General features: G+C 66.5%; 21 protein-coding genes and 1 tRNA gene. 13 read left to right on the top strand and 9 right to left on the bottom strand.

The genetic code is table 11. The features are described from left to right. The first annotated feature begins 92 nt into the window (after positions 1-92). The 3 genes from SALA_RS09480 (at position 93) to SALA_RS09470 (ending at position 2,834) form a co-directional block, all read left to right on the top strand. Positions 93-542 (top strand): abscisic acid-deficient protein Aba4 family protein, encoded by a 450-nt coding sequence (locus SALA_RS09480; RefSeq protein WP_041383225.1) that lies wholly within the window; start codon positions 93-95, stop codon positions 540-542. Between the two features lie 14 nt (positions 543-556). Beyond that, a complete protein-coding gene (locus tag SALA_RS09475; protein ID WP_192807473.1) occupies positions 557-1,174 on the top strand; it encodes a DUF938 domain-containing protein in 618 nt (205 codons plus the stop codon). Positions 1,175-1,274: 100 nt separating this feature from the next. After that, a complete protein-coding gene (locus tag SALA_RS09470) occupies positions 1,275-2,834 on the top strand; it encodes a fatty acid--CoA ligase (RefSeq protein ID WP_011542155.1) in 1,560 nt (519 codons plus the stop codon). A gap of 621 nt (positions 2,835-3,455) precedes the next feature. Here the strand turns inward: SALA_RS09470 and SALA_RS09465 are convergent. Then, a complete protein-coding gene (locus tag SALA_RS09465; protein ID WP_011542153.1) occupies positions 3,456-4,076 on the bottom strand; it encodes a glutathione S-transferase family protein in 621 nt (206 codons plus the stop codon). Beyond that, complete coding sequence (locus SALA_RS09460) at positions 4,073-5,017, bottom strand: DMT family transporter (RefSeq protein ID WP_153802675.1); 945 nt, start codon at positions 5,015-5,017, stop codon at positions 4,073-4,075. Before SALA_RS09460 ends, SALA_RS09465 begins: the two co-directional genes overlap by 4 nt. Positions 5,018-5,121: 104 nt before the next feature. Here SALA_RS09460 and SALA_RS09455 point away from each other — a divergent pair. The 6 genes from SALA_RS09455 to SALA_RS09430 all read left to right on the top strand — a co-directional run bounded on the left by SALA_RS09455 (position 5,122) and on the right by SALA_RS09430 (position 10,255). Further along, positions 5,122-5,197: transfer RNA gene (locus SALA_RS09455), tRNA-Trp, on the top strand. 224 nt (positions 5,198-5,421) lie between these two features. After that, positions 5,422-6,315 (top strand): EamA family transporter, encoded by an 894-nt coding sequence (locus SALA_RS09450; RefSeq protein ID WP_011542151.1) that lies wholly within the window; start codon positions 5,422-5,424, stop codon positions 6,313-6,315. A gap of 168 nt (positions 6,316-6,483) precedes the next feature. Further along, a complete protein-coding gene (locus SALA_RS09445; protein WP_011542150.1) occupies positions 6,484-7,827 on the top strand; it encodes a phosphotransferase family protein in 1,344 nt (447 codons plus the stop codon). 18 nt (positions 7,828-7,845) lie between these two features. After that, positions 7,846-9,141, top strand: coding sequence for an acyl-CoA dehydrogenase family protein (locus SALA_RS09440; protein ID WP_011542149.1), 1,296 nt, complete (start codon positions 7,846-7,848; stop codon positions 9,139-9,141). A 166-nt stretch (positions 9,142-9,307) separates the two neighbouring features. Then, positions 9,308-9,814 (top strand): MarR family winged helix-turn-helix transcriptional regulator, encoded by a 507-nt coding sequence (locus SALA_RS09435; RefSeq protein ID WP_011542148.1) that lies wholly within the window; start codon positions 9,308-9,310, stop codon positions 9,812-9,814. A gap of 168 nt (positions 9,815-9,982) precedes the next feature. Then, entirely contained in the window at positions 9,983-10,255 is a 273-nt protein-coding gene (locus tag SALA_RS09430) for an NADPH-dependent FMN reductase (RefSeq protein ID WP_011542147.1), read from the top strand. A 180-nt stretch (positions 10,256-10,435) separates the two neighbouring features. On the opposite strand, the gene SALA_RS09425 is transcribed toward SALA_RS09430, so the two are convergent. Together SALA_RS09425 and SALA_RS09420 are read right to left on the bottom strand one after the other, a co-directional pair. Further along, entirely contained in the window at positions 10,436-11,335 is a 900-nt protein-coding gene (locus tag SALA_RS09425) for a DMT family transporter (RefSeq protein WP_011542146.1), read from the bottom strand. A 149-nt stretch (positions 11,336-11,484) separates the two neighbouring features. Further along, positions 11,485-12,264 carry an SDR family NAD(P)-dependent oxidoreductase gene (locus tag SALA_RS09420; RefSeq protein ID WP_011542145.1) on the bottom strand — a complete coding sequence of 260 codons (780 nt, stop codon included), beginning with the start codon at positions 12,262-12,264 and terminating at the stop codon, positions 11,485-11,487. 68 nt (positions 12,265-12,332) lie between these two features. On the opposite strand from SALA_RS09420, the gene SALA_RS09415 reads away from it, so the two are divergent. The 3 genes from SALA_RS09415 to SALA_RS09405 all read left to right on the top strand — a co-directional run bounded on the left by SALA_RS09415 (position 12,333) and on the right by SALA_RS09405 (position 15,376). Beyond that, a complete protein-coding gene (locus SALA_RS09415; protein WP_011542144.1) occupies positions 12,333-13,850 on the top strand; it encodes an acyl-CoA carboxylase subunit beta in 1,518 nt (505 codons plus the stop codon). A gap of 182 nt (positions 13,851-14,032) precedes the next feature. After that, positions 14,033-15,166, top strand: coding sequence for an acyltransferase family protein (locus SALA_RS09410; RefSeq protein WP_041383967.1), 1,134 nt, complete (start codon positions 14,033-14,035; stop codon positions 15,164-15,166). A gap of 12 nt (positions 15,167-15,178) precedes the next feature. Beyond that, a complete protein-coding gene (locus SALA_RS09405; protein WP_011542142.1) occupies positions 15,179-15,376 on the top strand; it encodes a hypothetical protein in 198 nt (65 codons plus the stop codon). 45 nt (positions 15,377-15,421) lie between these two features. Here the strand turns inward: SALA_RS09405 and SALA_RS09400 are convergent, their stop codons facing one another. From SALA_RS09400 to ispG, 4 genes are all read right to left on the bottom strand, one after another. Continuing rightward, on the bottom strand, positions 15,422-15,889 hold the full coding sequence (locus SALA_RS09400; protein ID WP_011542141.1) for a nuclear transport factor 2 family protein: 468 nt from the start codon (positions 15,887-15,889) through the stop codon (positions 15,422-15,424). 149 nt (positions 15,890-16,038) lie between these two features. Then, positions 16,039-16,521, bottom strand: coding sequence for a GNAT family N-acetyltransferase (locus SALA_RS09395; RefSeq protein WP_011542140.1), 483 nt, complete (start codon positions 16,519-16,521; stop codon positions 16,039-16,041). Between the two features lie 31 nt (positions 16,522-16,552). Beyond that, on the bottom strand, positions 16,553-17,476 hold the full coding sequence (locus SALA_RS17325; protein ID WP_011542139.1) for a hypothetical protein: 924 nt from the start codon (positions 17,474-17,476) through the stop codon (positions 16,553-16,555). A 306-nt stretch (positions 17,477-17,782) separates the two neighbouring features. Then, on the bottom strand, positions 17,783-18,934 hold the full coding sequence (ispG, locus tag SALA_RS09385) for a flavodoxin-dependent (E)-4-hydroxy-3-methylbut-2-enyl-diphosphate synthase (protein WP_011542138.1): 1,152 nt from the start codon (positions 18,932-18,934) through the stop codon (positions 17,783-17,785). Between the two features lie 258 nt (positions 18,935-19,192). Here ispG and SALA_RS09380 point away from each other — a divergent pair, with 258 nt between their 5' ends. Continuing rightward, on the top strand, positions 19,193-19,948 hold the full coding sequence (locus SALA_RS09380) for a TorF family putative porin (RefSeq protein ID WP_011542137.1): 756 nt from the start codon (positions 19,193-19,195) through the stop codon (positions 19,946-19,948). Between the two features lie 196 nt (positions 19,949-20,144). On the opposite strand, the gene SALA_RS09375 is transcribed toward SALA_RS09380, so the two are convergent. Then, complete coding sequence (locus tag SALA_RS09375; protein WP_011542136.1) at positions 20,145-21,293, bottom strand: alpha-hydroxy acid oxidase; 1,149 nt, start codon at positions 21,291-21,293, stop codon at positions 20,145-20,147.

Below are 21,293 nucleotides of genomic sequence, written 5' to 3'. Positions count from 1 at the left end.
TCCCGGCGAAGGCCGGGATCTCGCCGGTGCGTCATGATTACAGGATGAGATCCCGGCCTTCGCCGGGATGACGGGTAACAGGGGAGGGTGCGATGAGCTGGGACAGCCTGTTCCTGCTGGCGAATTATTGGGCCATCGCGGCGTGGATCGCGCTCGCCTTCCTGCCGCGCGGGCCAGGGACGCTCGCGCTGATCCTCTACCTCGGCGTGGCGCTGCTCTGCCTCGCTTACACCGTGCTGATCGCCGGATTCCTCACCGGCGGCATCGACCCCGGCGGGCCGGGCGGCGGCGACTTCACGACGCTCAAGGGCGTGATGATGCTGTTCGACAGCCCCGGCGGCGCGACGCTCGGCTGGATCCATTATCTCGCCTTCGACCTGTTCACCGGCATGTGGATCGCGCGCGACGCCGATCAGAAGGGGTTCAGCCGCATCGCCCAATTTCCCTTCCTGCTCCTGACCCTGCTCGTCGGGCCGGTCGGGCTGTTCGCGTGGCTGATCGTCCGCGAACGCCGCGCGCGGGCGCAGGCGAAGGCGAAGTGACGCCGCAGCCGTGGATGCCGGGTGACGAGGGCGCGGCGGACAAGCGCCACGCGCCCGCGACCTTGCGCAACCGCGACGCCATCGCCGCGGTGCTCGCCGACTGGCTGCCCGAGTTCGGCACGGTGCTGGAGGTTGCGAGCGGGTCGGGCGAACATGCCGTGCATTTCGCGGCGGCCTTTCCGCACCTCCTTTGGCAACCGAGCGACCCCGACCCCGCCGGGCTGACCTCGATCGCCGCCTGGCGCGCCGAGGCGGGGCTTGCCAATCTTGCACCGCCACTGGCACTCGATGCGGCGGCGCCCGACTGGCCGACCGGGCGCGCCGACGCGATCCTGTGCATCAACATGGTGCATATCAGCCCGTGGGCTGCGACGCTGGGCCTGTTCGCGGGGGCGGCGCGATTGCTCGTGCCCGGTGCCCCGCTCATCCTCTATGGCCCCTTCATCGAACCCGATGTGCCGACCGCGGCGAGCAACCTCGACTTCGACGCCAATCTGCGCGCGCGCGATCCGGCGTGGGGGCTGCGCGACACCGATGCGGTCAAGGCCGCCGCCGACGACGCCGGGCTGGCCTTTGCCGAACGCCGCGCCATGCCCGCGAACAATCTGATGCTGCTGTTCCGCGGCACCTGACCGATCGGGCAGGGCAGGGGATCGGCGCTTTACCTCGGCGCGCCAATCGCTAGCTTTCTATGCAACCGCGCGAACGACGCGATTCGAGGAGAGAGAGGCGATGGCCCGCGACGTTTCGGACCTGTTCACATTCGATCAGTTTCTGACCCATTGGGCCGCCGAGCGTCCCGACCGGGTGGCGCTTCGCGAAGAGGATCGCGTCTACAGCCATGGCGACCTCGACGATCTGACCGCCCGCGTCGCCTCGGCGCTGCTCGGCGCGGGGCTGAACAAGGGCGACCGCGTTGCGTGGATCGGCAAGAACAGCGACCTTTATTTCATCCTCTTCTATGGCGCCGCGCGCGCGGGGATCGTGATGGCGCCGGTCGGCTGGCGGCTGTCGCCGGCCGAATGGGCGTTCATCGTCAACGATACGCGCGCGAAAATGGTGTTTGCCGGGCCGGGGTTCGAGGGACTGGCCGATCAGCTTGCGGGCAGGCTGGAGCATGACCCCGTCATCGTCGATGCTGCAAAAGCATGGGCGATGATCGAAGGGGCGGCGCGCACCGCCTTTGACCCTTCGGGCGCCAACGACGCGGTGCTGCAACTCTACACATCGGGCACCACCGGCAATCCCAAGGGCGCGGTCCTGTCCAACCGCAACCTGTTCGCGCTGCGCAAACATTCGAGCACGCTCGACCTGCCCTATACCAGATGGGACGATGACGAGGCGGTGCTGGTCGCGATGCCGTGCGCGCATATCGGCGGCACCGGGCTCGGCATCATGGCGCTTGCGGCGGGGCTTCCCGGCATCGTCCTCGCCGAGTTCAACCCCGAGGGGGTGTTCGACGCGGTCGAACAGCATGGCGTCACGCGCTTTTTCATGGTCCCCGCGGCGCTCCAGATGCTGTTGATGCACCCGCGCTGCACCAGCGTCGATTACAGCCGCCTCAAATATATTCTCTATGGCGCCGCGCCGATCCCGCTCGAACTGCTGCGCCAGTGCATCCAGGTGTTCGGCGCGCAGTTCATCCAGGCCTATGGCATGACCGAAACGACCGGCACCATTTCGATGCTGCCGCCCGAGGACCATGACCCGGCGGGCAACAAAAGGATGCGCTCGGCGGGCAAGGCGCTGCCCGGCGTCGAGATCCGCGTCGTCGATGCCGACGGCAATCCGCTGCCAACGGGCGAGGTGGGCGAGGTCGTGACGCGCTCGTCGAACAATATGCTGGGATACTGGAACCTGCCCGACGCCACCGCCAACACGATGACCGACGACGGCTGGATACGCACCGGCGACGCGGGCTATCTCGACGAGGACGGCTATCTGTTCATCCACGACCGGATGAAGGACATGATCATCACCGGCGGCGAGAATGTCTATCCGGCCGAGGTCGAAAGCGCGATCTTTGGCCATCCCGCGGTGCAGGAGGTGGCGGTGATCGGCATCCCCGACGCTAAATGGGGCGAGAGCGTGAAGGCGGTGGTTGTCGCCAAGCCGGGCGCGCGCATCGAGGAAGCCGACATCATCGCCTGGGCGCGCGAACGCATCGCTCCCTTCAAATGCCCGCGCAGTATCGACGTGATCGACGCGCTGCCCCGCAATGCCAGCGGCAAGATATTGCGCAAGGATCTGCGCGCGCCCTATTGGGAAGGCTATGAGCGGATGGTGAATTGACGGGGGTGTCCCTTAGCGACCGGTTGCGGTCATAAAGCCCTCTCCCCTTGGGAGAGGGTTGGGTGAGGGTGCCTGAGGTTAGATTTCATGGTGGACAGGTGATCCCCTCACCCAACTTCGGCTAGGTTGCTACGCAACCAAGCCTGCGTATCCCTCTCCCGACGGGAGAGGGGAAAGGCAGCTCCCCACCCCAAAGCGGGCATCAACAAAAAAGCGCTGTCCTACATGGCCCGGCTGTGCCAGCCTTCATCCCGGCTCTTTCAATATGTGGACAAAAGCGCTCGCAGCCCGGCGCGGGGATGCGGGCATCAATCGCGCGCGGCCTACGCACCGGGCGCGGCCAATCGGCGGCCGCACAAGGCTGACCTTTCCTGACCTTTGGATGGACTGTGCGGAGGTTGTGCCGACCGCTTCCACCCCGAAACCGCCGAAACGTGGGCGTCATCCCGTTTATGTCCATGGTGAGAATGTGAAAGCCAACCCCCAGCGCGCCGCGTAAAATCAGCCTCACATACGGCCCTTTACGCGACCTACACCCCAAAGGGCCGATGGTTTTCCTCGTTGGCTTTGCCATGCACGGGGGCACGAAGGGTTTCACCTTATTGGTGGAGCCCTTTTTCGTCAGGTCGCGGCCTGTCGTTCGCGCGCGCGCCGGAAACCGTCGCGCGCCACGCAGCGGGCGAGCCATGCCTTTGTCGCCTCGCCCAGCACATCGTCCGCACCCAGCGTCGTCGCGAGGAAGGCGGCATAGCCGATCGCGATGTCGGCGATGGTGAAGCGCCCCGCGACGAGCCATTCGCGCCCGTCGGCGAGCGCCGCCTCGATGCTCCTGGCGCGGCCGCCGAAGAAGGCCTTGTAATCCGCGACGGCCTGGGTCAGCCGCCGCTCCTCGGGCTCGACGCGCGTGTAGCGGATCATGATCGCGAGCGGGAAGGTCAGCGTCGCGTCGCTGCGGTGCAGCCAGTTGCGATAGTCCCAATAATCGGCCTCGTTGCGGCGCACCTCCAGCGACGTTCCTTCGGCGATGCGTTCGCAGATCGCCGCCGATTCGGTCATCAACCGGCCATCCTCCACCCAGCCGGGCACGGTCATCAGCGGGTTCACCGCGCGGTAATCGGGCTCGAACGCGCGGGGCGGAAACCGCAACAGCCTGAGGTCGACGTCGATCCCCGCCTCTTCGGCCGCCCACAGGCAGCGCAGCGAGCGCGCGTCGGGGCAATGATAGAGGATGGGACGGGTCATGCGGCAACCTCCTTCGGGCGGTCGATATGGCGGCGATGCTCGCGCCAGGCGATGAACAGCCCCGATGCGACGATCAGCGGCGCGCCGATCCACGTCGTGTCGGCGGGCAGGGTGCCGAAGAACCACCAGCCCGCCGCGATCGACCAGAGCAGGCTGGAATAGTCCATCGGGATCACGACCGACACGGGTGCCAGCCGCAGCGCCCCCGTCAGCGACATCTGCACGACGGCGCCGAGAAAACCGAGCCCGGCGAGCAACAGCCATTCGCGCCCGTCGTGCGGCGTGATGACAAAGGGCAGCGCGATGCCGAGCGGAATCATCGACAGGAGGCTGAACCAGAAAACGATCGTCGCGGCATTTTCAGTGCGGCCGAGGTCGCGCACGGCAATGGTGATGAGCGCGGTCATGATCGCGCCGCTGAGCGCGACGAGCGTACCGACGCCATGGTCGCCGCCGAAGCCGCCCGCGAAACCTGCGATGGGATCGAGCACGAGCAGCACGCCGACGAAGCCGACGATCACCGCGCTCCACCGTTGCCACCCCGTCGCTTCGCCGAGCAGGATGGCGGCGAAAATGACGGCAAAGATCGGCACCGACAGGCTGATCGTCGTCGCTTCGGCCATCGGCAGCAGGATCATCGCGCCGAAATTGCACGCCATGCCGGTGAGCCCCATGACCATGCGCCGCGCATGGGCGCCGATGCGCCGCGTCCTGAGCGATGCAAGCCCGCTCGTCGCCATCACCCAAGCGAGCAGGAAGGGAAGCACGAGCGCCTGCCGCCAGAACAGGCTTTCGACGATATGCACGCCCGCGGCATCGACATATTTGACGAGCACGAACATGAAGGAAAGGCTGACCATCGCGAGCAGCCTGAGCGAGATTCCGCCGAGATAATGTTGCGGCGGCCCGGCGAGCTGGGCAAGGGAAGGGGCGGCGGTCATGGACCCCATGCGCATATCAGCCCCGACCGCGCGCGCAAGCCGTGACCCACCTTTCATCCCCCTTGCCCCGCCTCGCCAATCGGGCTAGGGGCGCACTCCGGCCTAGGGGTATAGCTCAGTTGGTAGAGCATCGGTCTCCAAAACCGAGGGTCGCGGGTTCGAGTCCTGCTGCCCCTGCCAGGTCGATCCGGAACATATCGCGCGAACGCCGGCCACCGCGCATCGGTGTCGCGGGGTGCGCCATTCATCGTTCGATCGACCGATTCCCCTTGTTCTTGCCGCGATAGCGCTCTCGATCCTGCGCCGAGCGTCTTTCGGCATCCTTCGCGTTTCGCGACGAACTGGATGCTTCCTTGACGCCGCGAGACCGCCTAACCAGATGCCCGGCAACGACAGCGAGCATCATGACAATCTCCCAGGCTACCCCTTCATCGTCCGGCCGCGTCGATCTGCTCGCGCTCGGCGCCCTGTTCATCGGGCTGGTGTCGGTGACCGGCGGCGCGGCGCTCGCCAAAAGCCTGTTCCCGCTCGTCGGCCCCGCGGGCGCGACCGCGCTGCGCCTGATCTTTGGCGCGCTCCTCCTGTCGATCGTGCTGCGGCCGTGGCGGCTCGACCTTCGCGGCGGCTGGCGGTCGATCCTCGTCTATGGCGCGGTGCTCGGCGCGATGAACCTCAGCTTCTATCACGCGCTGGCCTATATCCCGCTCGGCATCGCGATCGCGATCGAGTTCATCGGGCCTCTGGGCGTCGCGGTGCTCACCTCGCGCCGCCGCCGCGACCTCATCTGGATCGCAATCGCGGTGGCGGGGCTGCTCCTCCTGCTGCCGCTGCGCGACAGCGCCGCGGCGCTCGACTGGCGCGGCGTCGCGCTCGCGCTGATCGCGGGAGCGTGCTGGGCGGCCTATATCCTGCTCGGCAAGCGCGCGGGGGTGGAGCATGGACCCGCCGCCGCCGCGGCGGGAACGGTCGTCGCGGCGATCCTGGCGGCGCCGGTCGGTATCGTCGCGGCAGGCCCGGCGCTGCTCCAGCCGGAGATTCTGGCGCTCGGTCTTGCGGTCGGGCTGGTGTCGAGCGCGATCCCCTATGGCTTCGAGATGGTGGCGCTGCGCCGCCTGCCGCCGAGCAGCTTCGGCACGCTGCTCAGCGCCGAACCCGCGGTCGGTGCGCTGATCGGCGTGGTGTTGCTGGGTGAGCATCTTTCGGCGGCGCAGTGGCTGGCGATCGGGCTCATCATGGTCTCGTCGGTCGGCGCGGCAGCGGGGGCGCGGCACGATGCCGTCGCCGAACCCGCCCCCTGACGATGACGCGGCGTTGCGACGAGCCTTGTCCCCACTTCGTTCCTTCTGTATCATTAGAATACTAAGCAATAGCATCCGCCGGTCGAAAGCGACAGGTTCGGTTCGTTGGGGATTGCAAATGTGGGGATTTTCCCATTGGTTCGACCGCATGGGCTGCGGGGTGTGGGGATGAATGATTTGGCGGAACGGCTGGCGACCGCGATGCGGCGATTCGCCGGGGAGGGTGAACTTTCCGCACTTTCGCGGCTGTCGGGCGGCGCGAATATGGAAAGCTGGGCGTTCGAGTGGAGCAGCGGGGGACGCGCTGCACCCTATGTCCTGCGGCGCGCGCCGTCGGCGGCCTATATGGCCGATCGCCCCTTCGGCCACGCCGACGAGGCGGCGCTGGTGATCGCGGCGCGGGCGGGCGGGGTGAAGGCGCCTGAAGTGGTGGGTGTGCTGGGCGATGCCGATGGCCTCGGCACGGGCTATGTCATGCGCCGCGTGATGGCGGAGGTGGCGCCGACGAAGATTCTTGGCGATCCGCCGCCGTCGCTGCTCGCCGATCTGGGGCGCGAACTGGCCCGCATCCACGCCATTCCGCTCGCCACGATCCCTCCGGCGATTCCGCACATGGACACGCGCGAGGCGCTCGCGGCGCTCAAGGCGCGCTTCTTCGACTATGGCGGCGACCGGCCGGTCATCGCGCTCGCGATCCGATGGTGCGAGGATCATCTGCCCGCGCCCGCCGATCCGGTGCTCGTCCATGGCGACTATCGCATGGGCAATGTCATGGTCGATGCGAACGGGCTTGCCGCGGTGCTCGACTGGGAATTGGCGCATTTGGGCGACGCGCATGAAGATCTCGCCTTTGGCTGCATGACGGTGTGGCGCTTCGGGCGGCTCGACAGGCCGGCCCTTGGGTTGGGCAGTCTGGACGATTATTTTGCGGCCTATGAGGCGGGGGGCGGCGGTCCCGTCGATCGCGACCGCTTCCGCTTCTGGCTGATCTATCGCACGCTCTGGTGGGCGCTCGGCTGCCTCCAGATGGGCGAGGCGTGGCGGAGCGGCGCGGACAGGACCGTCGAGCGCGTCGTCGTCGGGCGGCGCACCGCCGAACAGGAACTGGATTTGGTGCGGCTGCTGGAGACCGAGGCACCCGAATCCGAGCGCGCCCGCCCGCTGCCCCCTTCGCAGCCCGCCGCGCCCGCGCCGACCGGCGAGCCGACGAACCGCGAGATGGTGCAGGCGGTGCGCGACTGGATCGAAGGCGCGATCAAGCCGCACGCCGAGGGCCATGCGAAGTTCGAAACGGTGGTCGCGATGAACGCGCTCGGGATCGTGCTGCGCGACCTCGATGCCGGAACGCGCGCCGAGGACAGGGCGCTGACGGACGAACTGCTGTCGGGCACGGCGACGCTCGCGCGGCCGGGCCTCCTCGCAAAGCTGCGCCGCGCGGTGCTCGACAAATGCGCGGTCGATAGTCCGAAATATGCCGCGCTCGCGGCGGCGCGCGCCGAATGGCGCCAATAAGCGACTAGGGAGAGAGACATGGATTTTGCGGTTCCGGCCGATTTGCAGGCCTATCTGGACGAACTCGACGCCTTCATCGAAGCGGAGATCAAGCCGCTCGAAGAAGCCGACGACAATATCCGCTTTTTCGACCATCGCCGCGAACATAGCCGCACCGACTGGGACAATCAGGGGCTGCCGCGCCATGAGTGGGAAGCGCTGCTCAAGGAGGCGACGCGCCGCGCCGACGCCGCGGGCCACTGGCGCTTTTCGGCGCCGAAGAAATATGGCGGCAAGGACGGATCAAACCTGTGGATGGCGGTGATCCGCGAACATTTTGCCGCCAAGGGGCTGGGGCTGCACAATGATCTGCAGAACGAGCACAGCATCGTCGGCAATTTCCCCTTCGTCGAAATGTTCGAGCAGTTCGCGACGAGCGAGGAACAGAAGGCGGAGTTCATCCTCGGCGGCTTCGAGGGTCGGCGTCGCACCGCCTTTGGCCTGACCGAGCCGGACCATGGCAGCGACGCGACGCATATGGAAACGCGCGCGGTGCGGCAAACGCGCGACGGCGTCGACGGCTGGCTGATCAACGGCCGCAAGATGTGGATCACCGGGATGCACGTCGCGACGCACTGCGCGACCTTTTGCCGGACGAGCGGCGCCGACGGCGATGCGAAGGGGATCACCTGCTTGCTGGTGCCGACGGGCACGCCCGGCATGACGGTCGATGAATATATGTGGACGTTCAACATGCCCACCGATCATCCCCGCATGACCTTTGCCGACGTGTGGGTGCCCGACAGCGCGCGGCTTGGCCCGGTGGACGGCGGGCTGTCGATCGCGCAGAGCTTCGTCCACCAGAACCGCATTCGTCAGGCCGCAAGCTCGCTCGGCGCCGCGGTCTACTGCATCGAAGAAAGCGTCAAATATGCGCGGGAACGCAAGCCCTTCGGCGAAGCGCTCGCCAGAAATCAAGCGATCCAGTTCCCGCTCGTCGAGCTGGCGACGCAGGCCGAAATGCTGCGGCTGCTGATCCGCAAAACCGCGTGGGACATGGACAATACGCCGCACAAGGAGATCGAGCGCACGCTGTCCGACAAGGTCAGCATGTGCAATTACTGGGCGAACCGCCTCGTCTGCGAAGCCGCCGACCGCGCGATGCAGGTCCATGGCGGCATCGGCTATTCGCGGCACAAGCCCTTCGAGCATATTTATCGCCACCATCGCCGTTATCGCATCACCGAAGGCGCCGAAGAGATCCAGATGCGCAAGGTCGCGGCCTATCTCTTCGGCTATCTCGGCCCGCGCCGCGAAACGCTGGGGCGGATCTGACCCTAAGTAAATGAGCCGACGCGGCTTGTCCGATCCTGTCAGGGGCGGTCGCAAAAGGCGCGCCATGCGGCAATGAAGATGGTTGCCGCACGAATCCCCGCGCCCTAAGGATTCGCGATCGAACGGGGACGTCGGGCGTCCGGGTCCGCGGCAGGGGAGCAGGAAGTTGGCGAAAGACAAGCAGGCGTACCGGTATCCGGCCGAATATTATACCAATCCCGAAAACAGCATCGGCTATCTGGCGCGCGTCGTCTTTCGTTCCTTTTCACGGCTGCTCGAACGCCGCACGCTGACGCATGACGTCTCGGCCGGCCAGTGGCGTTTCCTGCGGCAATTATGGCGCGAGGACGGCATTACCCAGCGCGAGCTGAGCGAGCGCGTCGGGATGCGCGAGCCGACGACGGTGGTTGCGCTGAAGGGGCTCGAAAAGGCGGGGTTGATCACGCGCAGGAAGACCGCCGAGGACCGGCGCAAGACCTTCATCTATCTGACTCCGCACGCCAAGAAACTCGAACTCATCCTTGCGCCGATGAATGCCGAGATCCACGAGATCGCGACCAAGGGCATGACCGACGCGGAGGTCGAGATGCTGCAATCGCTGATGCGGCGCGTGATCGACAATCTGGCCGAGGAAACGCGCAAGCTGGCGGTGCTGTCCGAAATCAAGGCCTGACCGCTTGCCTCTTGCCCTTGCGACAAAGAACAGGTTGGCGTTCTAACCATCTTGTCGGGGAGGAATGACGATCAGCATCGCCGTTGTCGCGGGAAGCACGCCGCTCTATAATCGCGGGCTCGCCGAACTTGCCGCCGCCAGCCCAGGGTCCACGCGCGTCACCCGCGCGTGGACCCTGGCGCCTTCGACCTGCCGCTCTATTCGGCGGCGATCGAGGCGAACGCCTTTCCGCCCGACGCCGAACGGCTGAAGGCGCTGTTCGTCGAGCAGGATGGCCTGCCCTTCGTGTCGCCCGAATATAATGGCTCGCTGTCGCCGCTCCTCAAAAATGCGATCGACCGGGCCTCGCGCCCCACGGGCGACGAGGGGCCGGTCGCGCTGACGGCCTGTCGCGGCAAGGCGGCGGCGCTGCCGCCCCGGACCTTGTTTCAACAGGATTGAGGGGCGAATCGGCCCGCCGCCGCAGGCGGTCGTGGCCTCGATCCCGCGGAAACAGGATCTGAAACGCGAACGCAATCCCCGTTCGCATCCGGGGAAGTCGCGATACGCCTCGAACTTGCGCCGTGTCGATCGGTTGCTCGACTTCGCTCGACACGAACGGAAACAAGCGTGTCCCGGTGTTCACGCCGCGGCGGGTTCAATCGGATCGCCGTGGGGCGCCTTGCGCGTGACGATCAGGCAGGCGGCGACGATGAGGAAGGCGCCGGCGATTGTCGGCCAGGTCACCGCTTCGTCGAAGAACATCCAGCCGAAGAGCATCGCCCAGAGGAAGCCGGTATATTCGGTCGTCGCGAGGATCTGCGTCTCGGCACGGGCATAGGCCCAGCTCAGCAACAGCAGCGATGCCGTTGCGAGCGCCGCGGCGCCGGCGATGTGCGGCGCATGGCTTGCGGCGGGGACGGCGAGGAACCAGGGCGCGCCGACCGCGAGGATCGCGGTCACGAACGCATTCTGGAAAAAGGCGATTTCCAGCGGTTCGGCCATCTTCGCCTGCCGCCGCGCGAGGACGAGATTATAGGCGTAGAAGACCGCCGAAAGGAACACCGCGCCCACCGCGAGCAGCGCTTCGTCGCTGTAATCGCCGCCCAATTTGCCCGCGACGATCACGATCACCCCGATGAGCCCGAGCAGCGAGGCTGCGATCGAGCGCGGGCCGATCTTTTCACCGAGGAAGATCGCAGCCATGTAAAGCGCCATCAACGGCGCGACGAAGGCGATCGCGATCGCTTCGGCGATCGGCAGCCGCGCGAGCGCCCAGAAGAAGCAGAGCGCCATGCCCGCGACGAAGAGCGAACGCCAGGCGTGGATCCGCATCGTCGCCTGGCCGGGCCATTTGGGGCGGCTCGCGAAATAGATAAGCCCGCTCAGCAATGCCCCGGCGCCGGTGCGCCAGAGGACCGCGTTATAGGCGCCGATGTTAATCGACAGCCCCTTCATCAGCACGTCCATCGCCGAAAAGGTCGCGATCCCCGCGCAGGCGATCAGGAAGGGGATGACGGGCGAGGGCGAATCGGGGCGCATGGGAGGGCGACTACAGGAAGTGGCGTCGGAGTTGAATCGTCATTCGAGCGGTGCGGGCCGAAGGCGATCGCAGGCCAACCAATCCAGAGCGGTTTACGCCTGCTCCGGATTGCCGCGTCGTCTGCGGCTCCGCGCAATGACGATGCTTGTCACCGAAACGTCGCCTGTCCCGCGCCGTCGATGTTGAGCTTTTGCCCCGAACAATAGCTGTTCGCGTCACTGACGAACCACACGACCGCGGCGGCGACGTCGGCGGGGAGGGCGACGCGGCCGAAGGGCATTTTGGCGTCGAGATGGTGGATGTCGTCCTCGCCGGTGATCGCGCGCGAGAGTTTTTCGCCCATGTCGCTGACGGTGAGCGCGGGGGCGACGATGTTGACGCGGACACCGTTCTTCAGTTCCTCCTTGGCGAGCGTCAGCGCAAGCGCTTCGCCCGCCGCCTTCGCCATCGTGTAGGGGGCGCCGTTCGGCGCGTTCACATAGGTGGCGATGCTGGAGATGATGATGATGTCGCTGCGCGCATGGCTCCGCAGTTGTGGCAGCGCGAGGCGGCTGAGGCGGTGCGGACCGGCGGCGTGGACGGCGAAGAGCTTGTCGACCTCTTCGGGGCTGGTGTCGGCGACCGACAGCCCGCGGCTGGCGACGCCCGCATTGTTGACGAGGATCGACATGGCGCCGAAGTCGGCAGCGACCGCGGCGACCATCGCGGCGCAGCCGGCTTCGTCGGTGACCGACGCCCGATAGGCCTTCGCCTTGCGGCCGAGCGCCTGAATGGCGGCGACCGTTTCGGCGGCGGCTGCTTCGTCGCGTGTGTAATTCACCGCGACGTCGGCGCCCGCCTCCGCAAGTCCGATCGCAATGCCGCGCCCGATGCCGCGCGAGGCGCCGGTAACGAGCGCGATGCGCCCCGCAAGATTCCTGTCGCTCATATGCCTCTCCCTTTCCGTTCGCGCGAATATGGCATGACGTTTCCGTCAACGTAAGCTAGCTTCGCGCCATGAGCTGGAAAAAAGAAGTCGAGGAACTCGCCGCGCGCCGCGCGATGGCGGAGAAGATGGGCGGCAAGGAAAAAGTCGCGCGCCAGCACAGTCGCGGCAAGATGGACGCGCGCGCGCGATTGAACGCGATCGTCGATCCGGGCAGTTTTCGCGAGATCGGCAAGATCGCGGGGCGCGGCACCTACGGCGCCGGTGGCGAGCTGGAAGACCTCGCGCCAAGCAACTTCATTTTCGGCCGCGCGAACATCGACGGGCGGCCGGTCGTCGCCTCGGCCGACGACTTCACCGTGCGCGGCGGCGCCGCCGATGCGGCGCTGCATCGCAAGTTCGTCCAGTGCGAGGCGATGGCGCACGAATATCGCCTGCCGCTCATTCGCATGATCGACGGCACCGGCGGCGGCGGGTCGGTCAGGACGCTGGAGGATATGGGCTATACCTATATCCCGCATGTGCCGGGGTGGGACGAGGTCATCGCCAATCTCGACACGGTGCCGGTGGTCGCGCTCGCGCTGGGGCCGACCGCGGGGCTGGGCGCGGCGCGGGTTGTCGCCAGCCATTACAGCGTGATGGTGCGCGGGCTGTCGCAGCTGTTCGCGGCGGGACCGGCGGTGGCGGCGGCGATCGGCGATACATTGGACCGCGAGGAGCTGGGCGGCAGCGACGTGCACACGCGCAACGGCGTCGTCGACGACGAGGTGGCGAGCGAGGCCGAAGCCTTCGCCTCCGCGCGGCGGTTTTTGTCCTATCTGCCCTCGTCGATCCATGACCGGGCGGCGCGGACCGCTTGTAGCGATCCCGTGGACCGGCGTGAGGAGTCGCTGCTGTCGGTGGTGCCGCGCGAGGCGAAGCAGGTCTATGCGATGCGGCGCATCGCCGACGCGGTGTTCGACAAGGGCAGTTTTTTCGAGATGGGGGCCCGTTGGGGTCGCGCCGTCATCACCGCTTTCGCGCGGCTGGACGGCTGGCCGGTCGCGGTGCTCGCGAGCGATCCGTCCTACCTCGGCGGATCGTGGGACGCCAAGACGAGCGAAAAGGCCGAGCGTTTTGTCAAGCTGGCCGACCAGTTCCGGCTGCCGATCGTTCATCTGGTCGATAACCCCGGCTTCATGATCGGCGGCGAGGCCGAGCGGACGGGGACGATCCGTTACGGGGTACAGGCGATGAACGCGATCTACCGCGCCACCGTGCCGCTCGCGTCGGTGGTGGTGCGCCGTGCCTATGGGATCGCGGGGAGCGCGATGTCGAACGCCGAGCGGTTCCAGTATCGCTTCGCCTGGCCGTCGGGCGACTGGGGCAGCCTGCCGATCGAAGGCGGGGTCGAGGTCGCGTACAAGAGCGAGCTGGAAGCGGCGGCGGATCCGGCAGCGCATCTGGAAGCGATCCGCGAGCGCCTCAATCGCGTGCGCTCGCCGTTCCGCACGGCAGAGCGGTTTGGAGTCGAGGATATCATCGACCCACGCGATACGCGGCCTTTGCTGTGCGAGTTTGCGGAACTGGCGTGGCGGGTGGTGAAATAGAGGGGAGGTGACGAGGGACGTAGTTGCATCGCGTGATCTGATCCCTGAGACGTTCCCTTGTTTCGTCCTACCGGTGGAGACCGGGATCTCGATCTTGCGCCGGATCGCCACGGCGAGATCCCGGCCTTCGCCGGGATGACGGACGGCAGGGTGGTGGAGAAATGATGAAGGGAGGGGGCTGCATGACCACGCAACGCCACTACGGCATGGACTGGCTGCGCATCGGCGCCTTCGCGCTGCTGATCCTCTATCATATCGGCATGTATTTCGTGCCGTGGGATTGGCATGTGAAGATCGATCCGACGATCGATTGGGTTGCGTTGCCGATGTACGCGACGAATGGCTGGCGGCTTCCATTGCTGTTTCTGGTGTCGGGTTATGCGAATGCTGCGTTGCTGGTGAAGCTGGACGGCGCCGGGGCGTTCGCGCGGTCGCGCAGCGCGCGGTTGCTGATCCCGCTGGCGTTCGGGATCATCGTGGTCATCCCGCCGCAACCATGGGTCGAGCTGGTCGGCCAGCATGGCTATCCGCACGGCTTTCTGCGCTTCTGGACGTCGGACTATTTCCGCTTCGGCACGCTGGGCGGGATCGTGCTGCCGACCTGGCAGCATCTGTGGTTCGTTGTCTATCTGTGGACCTATACGATGCTCGCCGCGCTGCTGCTCGCGGCGGTGCCCGCGGCGATGCGGGGGTGGATCGCCGATGGCGCGGCGCGGCTGCTGTCGGGCTGGCGGCTGCTGATCGTGCCGATGCTGTGGTGGCTCGCGGTTTACGGCGCCTTTCCTGAGCATGACGAGACGCATGCGCTGTTCGACGACGGGCCGGCGCATCTCCGCTATCTTATGGCTTTCGGCGCGGGCTGGCTGCTGCGCGTGCGGCCCGCCCTGTTCGCGGCCGTCGCCCGCTGCTGGAAGGTCGCCGCGCTGCTTGGCCTGCTGGCGTTCCTGCCGATCATGTGGGTCGAATCGACTTGGTCCGGCGACATGCGCGCGCCCGACTGGGCGATCGCGCTATTCCATGTCGCGCGGCGGGTGCAGGGCTGGGTAGCGATCGTCGCGCTCATCGGCGTCGCCGACCGGTACTGGAACCGCGACCATCCAAAACGCGCGATGTTCGCCGAGGCGGTCTTCCCCTTTTACATCATTCACCAGACGATCATCGTCGTCGCCGGATGGTATCTGCTGCGAGCGGGCGTGGCGGCGTTGCCATCCTTCCTGATCCTGCTCGCGGCGACGATGCTGGGATGCTGGCTTTTCTATGCGATTGGGCGCAGCATCGGCTGGCTGCGGCCGCTGATCGGGCTCCAACGGCGATAGGGGAGAAAAGCCATGGGAGCGGCAAAGGGGATTTTGGCGGTGGTCGGCGTCGCGCTGGTGCTGGTCGGGACGCTGTGGGCGTTGCAGGGGCTGGACATCGTCCGCTGGCCCGCGAGCAGCTTCATGCTCGGCGATACGGTATGGACGCGCAACGGCGTCGTCACCGCGGTGGTCGGCGTCGTGCTGATCTGGTTCGCGCGGTGGAAATGATCGACCTGCGGCGGCTATTGTCCGAAATAGCCGCCGCGACGGCCGCTATTTGCCGAGCGCGAAGCTGGTCGAGGACAGGAATTTCCAGCCGCCCTCGCCGCGCACCAGCGTTTCGACGATCGCTTCCTTGCCCCAGTCGGGCTTGTCGGTGCCGCGCTGGTTGACGATCGTCAGCGCATAGGTGACGACCGCCGTGTTGCCGCTGAGCGAGATCGATTGCGGGCTCAGTTCATATTGGATGACCTTGCTCTGGCCATTCAGGAATTTGGTCCAGCGCACCGCCGAATCCTTGCCGCGCGGCGCGGCGAATTCGGACGACCAGACGACCATCTGCGGGTCGGCGTAATTTGTCGGCCATTTGCCGTTCTGGGCGACATCGTCGACCCAGCTTTGCTCGACGACCTTCCATGCCGCGGCTTGCTCGGCCGACCATGTGGGCATCTGAGCCTGGGCGACGGGTGCCATCGCCACGACGAAAAGGGCCACAGAAGCGGCGAACATCATCCTGTTCATGCTATTTCCCCAGTTGTCGTCGGCTCCCGTTGAGGGAGCCCGACTCGTTCGCAAAGGTACGGCCCGGTGAGAGGGGAACATGATTCGAAGGGACTTGCAAACCGCGACTGCGGCCCACTGTTATCGCTGATATTTATCCGGCGCGTCGGTCACGTGGTGCGCGAAAGCCGGGTCAGCGCGTCGCCATCGACGCGCATCACGGTCCATTCGTCCATCATCCTGGCGCCGAGGCTCTTGTAGAAGCCGATGCTGGGTTCGTTCCAGTCGAGCACCCACCATTCGAGGCGTGCGCAATCGCGTTCGATGCACAGTTCGGCGAGATGCGCGAGCAGCGCCTTGCCGAGTCCCGATCCGCGCGCTTCGGGACGGACGAACAGATCCTCCAGGTAGATGCCGGGGCGCCCCTCGAAGGTCGAGAAATTGTGGAAGAAAAGCGCAAAGCCCTGCGGCGTCCCGTCGATTTCGCCGATCACGACCTCGGCATAGGGGCGCGGGCCGAAGAGGTTTTCGCCGAGCTTCGCTTCGTCGAAGCGGACTTCGTGCGACAGTCTTTCATATTCGGCGAGGTCGCGGATGAACTCGGCGATCAGCGGCAGGTCGGCACGGGTGGCGGGGCGGATGGCGAGCGTCATGGGGCGGCTCTGTCGGGCGCTCGGTCCGCTGTCAAACCTCAAGTTTGTGAAGCGCGCAGGAGGTGGCGTAGCCGAGCCCGCGCTTGAGCGCGGGATAGGCTGTCACGGTCGCGGCGGTCAGCGCCAGCTCAAAGCGGACGGTTCGGCCGAGCGCGGCCTCGATCCGCGCGCCTGCCTCATCAGCCGAGAAATCGTGGGCGGCGACCCCGCGGCCGAACGCAAAGGCGTCGGCCAGCGCGGGCGGCGGTGTGCCGGCGAGCAGGCGGTTGACGGTCGCCCGCGGCACGCCGTCGCCGACCGCCGCGTCGGCCGCGATGAGCGCGCACGGGCCGCAGTCGGCGGCGAGCGTCGCGCCGATGCGCGCGGCGTGAAAGGCGTCGGCGGGCGCCGCATGACGGTGCGCGGTCGCGGGCATCAGATGCTGGAACTTTTCCGCGGCATGGCCGGGCGCGGCGATCAGGTCGGCCAGATAGGGACTGTTGCCGCGCGTCGCCCTGTCGGCGGCGCGCGCGAAGAGGCGCGGCGGAATGCCCGCCGGAGCGATCCGCTGGCGCGCGAAGAGAATGGCGAGCGCGGCGATGACCATCGCGGGCTGGCCGATAACGCCCGGCGCATCGGCCCAGAAGGTCGCGGGGCCGCAGATGCCCGCCAGCACCTCATAGATGTGAAGCAGCCCGTGCAGCGTCAGCCACAGCCCGCCGACGAGCGCGGCGCGCCAGCGGAGAATCGGGTGCGCGGCGGCATAAACGAGAATCGCGCCCGATCCCAGATAGGCCAGGCCGATGTCGCGGATGAAATGCGCGTTGGGCGGACCGGTCGTCACGACCGTGGGGATGAAAACATACCATTCGAGCGGGTCAATGAGCATGAAGGCGCCATTGGCGACCGCGCCAAGCCCCGCGGCGAGCAGCAGGAGCTGGACGAGGCGGTCCAGCGCGTCGAACCTGCCCAACATGGATTTCCTCTCCCCCCGTTGACGATGCGGAGAGATTAATCGTTGCTGACAGGGATGTAAAAGGGATTGGGTGTTCCGGGAGCGGCGGCTTGCGACCGATAGCTGCCACAAAGCCCTCTCCCCTTGGGAGAGGGTTGGGTGAGGGTGCCTGAGGTTAGATTTCAGGGTGGACAGGTGATCCCCTCACCCAACTTCGGCTAGGTTGCTACGCAACCAAGCCTGCGTATCCCTCTCCCGACGGGAGAGGGGAAAGGGGAAAGGCAGCTCCGCACCCCAAAACGGACGGCATCGCAGGGATGATCGGCCCTACGCCGCCTTGCCGTGCGCGACGTCCATGCTCACCGCGTTGCCCGCCTCGATCTCGGCCGCCTTGGCTTCGACGAGCCTGACGATGTGCGCGATCATGTCGGCGTCCTCGACATGGTGGTCGGTGACGCCCGAGAGATAGACCATATGCCTGCCGTTGCCGCCGCCGGTGATGCCGATGTCGGTCTCGCGCGCTTCGCCGGGGCCGTTGACGACGCAGCCGAGGACCGAGAGCGACATCGGCGTCTTGATGTGGCCGAGCGCGTCCTCGAGCGCCTGGACGGTGCGGATGACGTCGAAACCCTGTCGTGCGCAGCTGGGGCAGGAGACGACGCGCACGCCGCGGGTTCTGAGGCCCAGCGATTTCAGTATCTCGTAGCCGACGCGTACTTCCTCTTCGGGTTCCGCCGAAAGCGAAACGCGGATCGTGTCGCCGATCCCGGCCCAGAGCAGGTTGCCGATGCCGAGCGCGCTTTTCACCGTGCCACCGATCAGCCCGCCCGCCTCGGTGATGCCGAGGTGCAGCGGGCAGTCGACCGCGTCGGCGAGCTGCGCATAGGCGGCGACCGCGAGGAAGACGTCGCTCGCCTTCACCGCGACCTTGTAGTCGTGGAAATCATGGTCCTGCAGCAGCTTGATATGGTCGAGCGCGCTTTCGACGAGCGCCTCGGGGCAGGGCTCGCCATATTTTTCGAGCAGGTCCTTCTCGAGGCTGCCGGCGTTGACGCCGATGCGGATCGCGCAGCCGTTCGCCTTGGCGGCGCGCACGACCTCGCCGACGCGTTCCGACGAGCCGATATTGCCGGGGTTGATGCGCAGGCAGGCGGCGCCGGCGTCGGCGGCTTCCAATGCGCGCTTATAGTGGAAATGGATGTCGGCGATGATCGGAATGCGCGCCGCGCGGACGATCTTGCCGAGCGCCGCGGTCGAATCGGTGTCGGGGCACGAGACGCGGATCAGGTCGGCGCCGGCGTCCTCGCAGCGGCGGATCTGGTCGATCGTCTGCGCCGGATCGCTCGTCAGCGTGTTGGTCATTGTCTGCACGCTGATCGGCGCGCCGCCGCCGACGGGGACGTTTCCGACCATGATCTGGCGGCTCGTCCGCCGTGCAATGTCGCGCCAGGGGCGCAGGCCGGGATTATGATCGCTCATTGCTAATGGCTCGCAGAGGGGGATATGCGCGCTCTTTAGCTGGCTGCGCGCGGCTTGGCAAAGCCCGGCGCGTGGGGGACGGATTGTTGCTGGAAAGACACAGTTTGATAGCGATTCGTAACATTCGAGCAATTTTCGTTTGTGCGTCGCAGCAAAATCGGCAATTTCGAATCGTTCGCCGTCACAGACCCGCAAAAAGAGGTGTGGACGCGTCCGGCAGGCTGGGACGATCCGTTTGACCATTTAGGGGGATCACCCATGAAGTTTCTTACCAAAGCGTGTTTCGGCATGCTGCTCGCCGCGTCGGCAATGTCGACGCCCGCCTTCGCTCAGGAAGAAGAAGCAGAAGCCAGCGGCCCCTTCACGCTTTCGGGCGGCATTGCGGTGACGAGCGACTATCGCTTCCGCGGCATTTCGCTGTCGAACGAAAAGGTCGCGGTGCAGCCGACGCTGACCGTTTCGCATGAAAGCGGCTTCTATGCCGGCGTCTGGGGCTCGTCGCTTCCCGACAGCCCGGCCTATGGCAAGTTCGAGCTCGACGTCTATGGCGGTTTCAACACCGAAATCGCGCCGGGCACGACCGCCGACATCGGCGTGACCTGGTATACCTATCCCGGCAGCGACGATGGCGGCGCGCCGACCGACTATTTCGAGGGCATCGGCAAGCTGTCGCACGACATCGGCCCCGTCTCGATCACCGGCATGGTCGCTTATGCGCCCAAGCAGGATTCACTCGGCGACCAGGACAATATCTATCTGAACCTCGGCGCCGGTTTTGGCATTCCGAACACCCCGGTCACGCTGACCGCGGGGATCGGCTATAATGACGGCTCGCTCGGCCTCGTGTCGCCCGACGGCCAATATGTCGACTGGTCGCTCGGCGCGTCCTTCGCCGCGGGGCCGCTGACTTTCTCGGCGCAATATATCGACACCGACGTCCCGAAGACGGGGGTGAAGGCGGTCGATACGCTGTACGATCCGACCGTGGTGTTCACACTCGGCGCGTCCTTCTGACGACCTAGCGGGTCCGCGGCCACGCGAAGGGGACGGCTTCGGGGGAGGCCGTCCCCTTTGTTGCGCGAAAGCTGGGAGCGACGGCAGGATTCGTCCATCGTCATTCGCGCGAAAGCGGGAACCCTCCGCCAAGTTGGTTGTCCATGCGGCGCTGGAACTGGGTCCCCGCTTTCGCGGGGATGACGAAGGGGGAAGGTCAGCGCCAGCGCAGATTATCGGCGCCGAGATCGGCGAGGGTCCGGGCCCCCATCAGCTTCATGCCACGCTCGATCTCGGCGCGCAGCAGCGCGATCGCGCGCGCGACGCCATCCTCGCCCGCCGCGGCGAGCGCGTAGAGATAGAGGCGGCCGCCCGAGCAGGCTTTGGCGCCGGCCGACAGCGCTTTCAGCACATGCGTGCCGCGCGTGATGCCGCCGTCGCAGATCACCTCGACCCGGTCGCCGACCGCATCGACGATTCCCGCGAGCGCGTCGAAGGGTGCGATGCTGCCGTCGAGCTGGCGTCCGCCATGGTTCGACACCATGATCGCGGTGGCGCCGATGTCGGCGGCGCGCTTCGCATCCTCGACCGCGACGATGCCCTTGAGGCAGAAGGGGCCGTCCCATTGCCGGCGGATCGCCTCGACGCGCTTCCAGTCGAGGCTCTGGTCGAGCATCGAGGTGAAATAGTCGGCGACCGATTTGGGGACGCTCGACCCTTCGGACACATGCGTCGCAAGGTTCGGCAGGCTGAACTTTTCGCGTAGCAGATAATCGAGACCCCAGCCCGGTCGCGCGGCGTAGCTCAGCATATTGCCCGGCGTGAAGCGCGGCGGCGAGGTAAAGCCAGAGCGCAGGCAGCGTTCGCGGTTGCCGCCCACGATCGTATCGACCGTGAGCGCGACGGCGTCAAACTTCGCGTCGCGCGCGGCGTCCAGCATCGCGCGGTTGAGCCCCTCGTCCTTGTGGACATAAAGCTGGAACAGCTTGGGGCCATCGGTCAGCGCGCCCGCTTCGGCGAGGCCGATCGTCGCGAGGCTGGAGATACCCGCCATCGTCCCGGCGTTCGCGGCGGCGCGGAGCACCGCGCGCTCGCCCTGCCAGTGGAACAGGCGTTGCAGCGCGGTGGGCGACAGGAACAGCGGCATCGCCATTTCGCGCCCGAAGAGCGTCGTGCGCATATCGACGCTTTCGACGCCCGCGAGCACGCGCGGGATAAGGTCGCACTGATCGAAGGCGTCGCGGTTGCGGCGGCGCGTGACCTCGTCGTCGGCGGCGCCGTCGATATAGTCGAACACCGGCCAGGGCAGGCGCCGCCGAGCGAGCGCGCGGAAATCGTCGATGTTGTGGCAGTCGGTCAGGCGCAC

The organism is Sphingopyxis alaskensis RB2256, assembly GCF_000013985.1.
Taxonomy (GTDB): domain Bacteria; phylum Pseudomonadota; class Alphaproteobacteria; order Sphingomonadales; family Sphingomonadaceae; genus Sphingopyxis; species Sphingopyxis alaskensis.
Note: the sequence above shows the minus strand (reverse complement) of the source record. Positions and strands in the feature narration are given on the sequence as shown.